Below are 5,176 nucleotides of genomic sequence, written 5' to 3' on the forward strand. Positions count from 1 at the left end.
ATTTTTTATTTAATTTTAATTTATGATTATTTTCGATTTTTTTCCACAGATAAACGAGTGATGAAACCAGGAGGATTCCGAATGCTAAAGATCCTGCAATAGCAAAGGTATGAATAAAGGTTGATAAAAATTCTTGTGTATTTCCTTGGATGAAATGTTCCATGGTGTAGTAAATTCCACTTCCGGGGACAAGTGGGATTAAGGCTGCAATTAAAAAGATGGTAACAGGTACTTTGTGAACACGTGCCATAATTTCTGAATAAAGAGAAAGGACAACAGTTGCCGCGAAGTATTGAATTAAGTCATTTTGATAGACGGCTGCTAATTCGAAGGTAAGCCAGGCAAGGGCTCCGCCGATAGAGGCATAAAAAATCATTTTTCCGCGAATGTTGAAAATAATACAAAATCCAATGCAGGCTAAAAAGGAATAAAGACAAGGGAGAATAATAGACATAGGATACCTCCTAAAAAATATTAGACATTGATAAGGCAATTCCGGTTCCGATAGCGATTGAAGTTGCGGTTAGAATAGCTTCCGTCATTTTTGTTTGACCGGCAATAAAGTCTCCAGCAATAACATCGCGTACTGAGTTGGTTAAGGCAACCCCAGGTACGAGGTTCATGACTAAACCAATAATCATTTTATCAATATTTTGTGCAAAGTTAAGTTCGTAAGATACGACGGCTAAAAAGGCTGCAACCATACTACAAATAATTGTAATAAAAAAAGGATTCGTTCGGAATCGATCCATTAATTCTGAAATAATTTTAATAATAGGGCCAATAAAAAGCGCGCATAATGCATCGTAAACTGTTCCACCAAAGAATAAAGTAAAAGTTGAAGACGTTAGAGCATAAGCAAAAAGTTGCATCTTGAATCCAAACTTTGGTCTTGCTTGAATTTGTTCTAATTCCTCTTTAACTTCTTTTAAATCAGGTGTCGTTTGACAGGTATATCTTGCAAGATTATTTAAGCGTTCAACTTTATCTAAGTTCGTTGAACGTTGATGAATTCGTCTTGTTTTTGTTATGTTGCAGTTTCCTACTGTATTAATGGTTACGATTATAGTGGTTGGAACTGCGTAGACATCTACTTCTTTCACACCATAAGCCAAGGCCATTCGTTGAATTGATTCTTCAACCCTGTATATTTCAGCTCCATTTTCAAGAAGCATCTGTCCCAGTCGAGTTGTTATATTTAATAACTCATTATAATCCATTATTACCACCTCGTGGATAGTATAACATATATTTATCGCTCTTAAAATCCAACAAAATCTCCTAAATGAAGATAGTCTATTTAATTATAGAAATTTCAAAATAAAGTTATATAATATATATATGTTACATACATATATATATTCGAAAGTGAGGGACAGAATTGGAAGAGAAACAAGAGAAGTTAATTAGTGATGTTATTGATATGTTATTTGAAGCTAAAAAGACAATTGATTACTTACCAATTTTACCTGCTAAAATTCGTAAAAGTCATCTTCAAGTTTTGCAAATGGTCTCAAAGGTACATCAAGTGAAAGGAGAAGTTAAAGTAACGGATATTAGTAAAGGATTAAAAATTACATCACCTAATATTACAAAACTTTTAAATGAACTAGAACAACTAAACATGGTACAAAAAAAACACTCATCAATTGATCGACGAGTTGTTTTGATTGAGTTAACAAAACATGGAGAAGAGACCTTAAATCGTTGTGTTAAAAATTATCATACTAGATTGTTAGCTGTAATTGAAGGAATTGGATATGAAAATTGTGAACTTGCGGTTGAAACCATCCAAAAATTATCAATTGAGATGAAGAAAATTTCAGAAGGCTATGAAAAGGGAGAGTAGAAATGAGTAAAAAAGTTTTAGTAATGAACAATCCGATGGAAGAGAGTAGGGCATTTCCATTGATTATGAAATATTCAACTCCTGCTATTATTGCTTTATTAATTAGTGCAATCTACAACATTGTAGATCGAATGTTTGTTGGAAATTATGTAGGGGATATTGGGTTAGCGGCATTATCTATTTGTTTCCCTATTACTTTTATTGTAATGGGATTTGCTCTTTTAGTCAGTGCTGGAGGTGGAACTTTATTTGCTTTAAACCTAGGTGAAAAAGATATAGAGAATTCAAATCGAGCATTTGCAAACTCGTTTTTATACATTATTGGATTAGAGTTAGTAGTAACACTTGTTTTATGGATAGTAGGCGATTCCTTTTTAAAGGTTTTAGGAGCAAGTGAGGTTGTTTTACCGGTTGCTAAACAATACTATTTTATAATGCTAGTAGGAAGTGTATTTCAAGGATTAACCTTTGTTTTTAATGATTTTACACGTGTGTCAGGAAAAGTAAATCTTGCATTGATTATTTCAGCTAGTGGAGCCATTGTAAATATTGTGCTTGATGCTTGGTTTATTATAGGACTCGGATGGGGTGTAGAAGGGGCGGCACTTGCGACTGTTTTAGGACAAGTTGTTTCTGCGTTAATCGGATTTTACATTGTGTTTGGTGGTCATACTGTTATAAAAATAAAGAAAGATTATTTCAAAATTCAACTATCTATTATTCAAAAAATTTCAAAATTAGGTGTCTCATTGTTTATTGCTCAAATTGCGTTTGGATTTATTAGTTTAATCTATAATGTTTACTTAGGAAAATACGGTGGAGATCTTGCGATTTCTGTGTATGCTATTATTTCAAGTATTATGCCCTTTGTTATTATGCCGGCTAGTGGATTAAGTCAAGGATTACAACCTATTTTAGGTTATTGTTATGGTTCTAAAAACTATGAGCGAGTGATGGAGATGATGAAAGTTGGATGTTTCATTTCTACTGCCATAACAACAGTGATTTGGGCTTTAGTTCAACTTTTCCCTAGTCAATTAGTGTATTTATTTGGTGGTGCAAATAATCAAGACTTGATGGAGTTAGGAGTCACTGCTTTACGAATTAATTTTAGTTTCATCCCTATTGTAGGATTTGTTATGTTGTGTATTACTTTCTTCCAAGCGATTGGGCATGCCAGACCTTCAATTTTATTGACCTTAATTCGTCAAGTGCTAGCTTTAGTACCTTTTATTATAGGATTACCGATGTTAATAGGTGTTAAGGGCATTTTCTTTGCGCAACCAGCAAGTGATTTAATTACATTATTAGTTTCCATTTGGTTATTAAAGAAATTCTTTAACCAGTTACGTCAAATGTCTCAAGAATCTTTAGGCTAATAAAAAAAGAGGAATCACTTAATTTTAGGTGATTCCTCTTTTGGGAAAAATCAGAATAAAAGGGGAAAAAATCACATTTTATCATAAAATGTCGTTTTTTTGAATATATGTCGAACAAAAAATAAAAAATATACATAAAAAATAGATTTCGTTTGCCTAATTTATTTGAGCGTGATATAATGAAGACAACTTAATAGTCCTTTTTTATAAATTTGAACAAGTTTTTGTGGTGTTACGCTGCTTTAATTGAATGAAAATTTTTAAATATGGCTTTAAGCGAATTGTTATTATTAGGAGGTAGTTCTCATGACTACAGGTACAGTTAAATGGTTTAACGCAGAAAAAGGATTCGGATTCATCACTGTTGATGGAGGGAACGATGTATTCGCTCACTTCTCAGCAATCACTGGAGAAGGATTCAAAACTTTAGAAGAAGGTCAAAAAGTTTCATTCGAAATCGTTGAAGGAAACCGTGGACCTCAAGCAGCTAACATCGTTAAATTATAATTTTAACAATAAGCTAAAAAACTGTGGATAGTTTCTATTCACAGTTTTTTTATGTTTTTTTTGAAACAATTAGTCTATTTTTATAATAAAGTGGATATATATTATAGTGGAGTCTTAATTTCATTTATAAAAAGGTGATGAAGATGGAAAAATATATGAAAATGGCAATTGAAGAAGCAGAAAATGGCGTGAAGTGTAAACATGGGGGACCATTTGGTGCAGTGATTGTGAAAGATAATCAAGTGATTGCGAAAGCTCATAATACTGTCGTAAAAGAAAATGATCCAACTTGTCATGCTGAAATAAATGCAATTCGATTAGCTTCACGAACACTAAATACATTTAAATTAAACGATTGTTTATTGTTTACCTCTTCTGAGCCTTGTCCAATGTGTTTATCTGCTATATTATGGGCTGGAATTGAAACGGTCTATTATGGCTGTACGGTTGAAGATGCAAATAAAATAGGATTTGCAGATGAGTTCATTTATGATTATTTAAAAGGAAAACAAAACACCAATATTTTAAAATTAAAGCCGCTATTAAGAGAAAATGCATTAGATATTTTTAAGATGTGGGATAAGCAAGAGGATAAAATTCCTTATTGATTAATCGAAAGGGGGGGAGTTTAATGAGAGGAATCAAATATGGAATGCCACAGTTATTAGAATTAAAAGACATTGAAGAAAATATTCAATTTTGTGAGAAAATAGGATTAAATTTTATAGAATTAAATGCAAATTTACCAATCTGTCAACCTGATCGGATTAATGTTCGATATCTTAATCGATTAAAAATGCAATATGGGGTTGAATTTACCATTCATTTACCAGAAGAGTTGGATTTAGGCCATTTCAATCGAAGAGAGAGAGAGGCCTATTTGAAGATTATTGAAGAATCGATTGGAATTGCGGATCGGTTGGGAATTAAAATTTTAAATTTACATATGAATCCAGGAATTCATTTCACAATGCCTGAACAAACGGTAGAATTATATGAAACTTATAAACAAGATTATTTAGAGAATATTAAATCATGTAAAGAAGCAATTAATTTATTTTTAGGTGGAACAGGTGTAATGATTGCAATTGAAAATACGGGGATTTTTGATCGTCCTCATATTCGAGAAGCCGTTGAAATATTACTTCAAAGCGATCGATTTTGTTTAACGTGGGATGTTGGGCATGATTATTGTCATAAGGATTGTGATCATGAATTTATTTTAAAACATATCGATCGGGTGAAACACATTCATATGCATGATGCTAAAGGAACTCATGATCATTTACCATTGTTTAGTGGAGAGATTGATTTAGATGAAGTATTCAATTTAGTAAAAGGTAATAACCCAATGATTTTACTTGAAGTTAAAACAAAAGAAGCATTAATCCATTCAGTTGCAAAACTTAAAGAAAAAATTTGGATAAATAGCAATTAATAA

Annotated in this window: 7 protein-coding genes; 5 read left to right on the forward strand and 2 right to left on the reverse strand. The window is 32.1% G+C overall.

Annotation, left to right across the window (positions count from 1 at the left end):
• Positions 1 to 454: threonine/serine exporter family protein (locus HMPREF9402_RS01845; RefSeq protein WP_006784849.1), on the reverse strand; the 454-nt coding region annotated here is incomplete at its 3' end.
• Positions 455 to 464: 10 nt separating this feature from the next.
• The gene (locus HMPREF9402_RS01850; protein ID WP_009606303.1) at positions 465 to 1,220 is read right to left on the reverse strand and encodes a threonine/serine ThrE exporter family protein; all 756 of its coding nucleotides are present in this window, start codon (positions 1,218 to 1,220) and stop codon (positions 465 to 467) included.
• Positions 1,221 to 1,381: 161 nt separating this feature from the next.
• Here HMPREF9402_RS01850 and HMPREF9402_RS01855 point away from each other — a divergent pair, with 161 nt between their 5' ends.
• The 5 genes from HMPREF9402_RS01855 to HMPREF9402_RS01875 all read left to right on the forward strand — a co-directional run bounded on the left by HMPREF9402_RS01855 (position 1,382) and on the right by HMPREF9402_RS01875 (position 5,173).
• A complete protein-coding gene (locus tag HMPREF9402_RS01855) occupies positions 1,382 to 1,849 on the forward strand; it encodes a MarR family winged helix-turn-helix transcriptional regulator (protein WP_006784851.1) in 468 nt (155 codons plus the stop codon).
• A gap of 2 nt (positions 1,850 to 1,851) precedes the next feature.
• Positions 1,852 to 3,228, forward strand: coding sequence for an MATE family efflux transporter (locus HMPREF9402_RS01860; protein ID WP_009606301.1), 1,377 nt, complete (start codon positions 1,852 to 1,854; stop codon positions 3,226 to 3,228).
• Between the two features lie 306 nt (positions 3,229 to 3,534).
• On the forward strand, positions 3,535 to 3,735 hold the full coding sequence (locus HMPREF9402_RS01865; protein ID WP_006784853.1) for a cold-shock protein: 201 nt from the start codon (positions 3,535 to 3,537) through the stop codon (positions 3,733 to 3,735).
• Positions 3,736 to 3,878: 143 nt separating this feature from the next.
• Positions 3,879 to 4,343, forward strand: coding sequence for a nucleoside deaminase (locus HMPREF9402_RS01870; RefSeq protein ID WP_009606302.1), 465 nt, complete (start codon positions 3,879 to 3,881; stop codon positions 4,341 to 4,343).
• A 23-nt stretch (positions 4,344 to 4,366) separates the two neighbouring features.
• On the forward strand, positions 4,367 to 5,173 hold the full coding sequence (locus tag HMPREF9402_RS01875) for a sugar phosphate isomerase/epimerase family protein (RefSeq protein ID WP_006784855.1): 807 nt from the start codon (positions 4,367 to 4,369) through the stop codon (positions 5,171 to 5,173).
• Positions 5,174 to 5,176 lie beyond the last annotated feature (3 nt).

It is taken from the genome of Turicibacter sp. HGF1 (genome assembly GCF_000191865.1).
GTDB lineage: Bacteria > Bacillota_I > Bacilli_A > MOL361 > Turicibacteraceae > Turicibacter > Turicibacter sanguinis.

Coding starts and splice junctions, on each gene's coding strand:
- HMPREF9402_RS01850 (WP_009606303.1), bottom strand. CDS start 1,220: ATGGATTATAATGAGTTATTAAATATAACAACTCGACTGGGACAGATG.
- HMPREF9402_RS01860 (WP_009606301.1), top strand. CDS start 1,852: ATGAGTAAAAAAGTTTTAGTAATGAACAATCCGATGGAAGAGAGTAGG.
- HMPREF9402_RS01865 (WP_006784853.1), top strand. CDS start 3,535: ATGACTACAGGTACAGTTAAATGGTTTAACGCAGAAAAAGGATTCGGA.
- HMPREF9402_RS01870 (WP_009606302.1), top strand. CDS start 3,879: ATGGAAAAATATATGAAAATGGCAATTGAAGAAGCAGAAAATGGCGTG.
- HMPREF9402_RS01875 (WP_006784855.1), top strand. CDS start 4,367: ATGAGAGGAATCAAATATGGAATGCCACAGTTATTAGAATTAAAAGAC.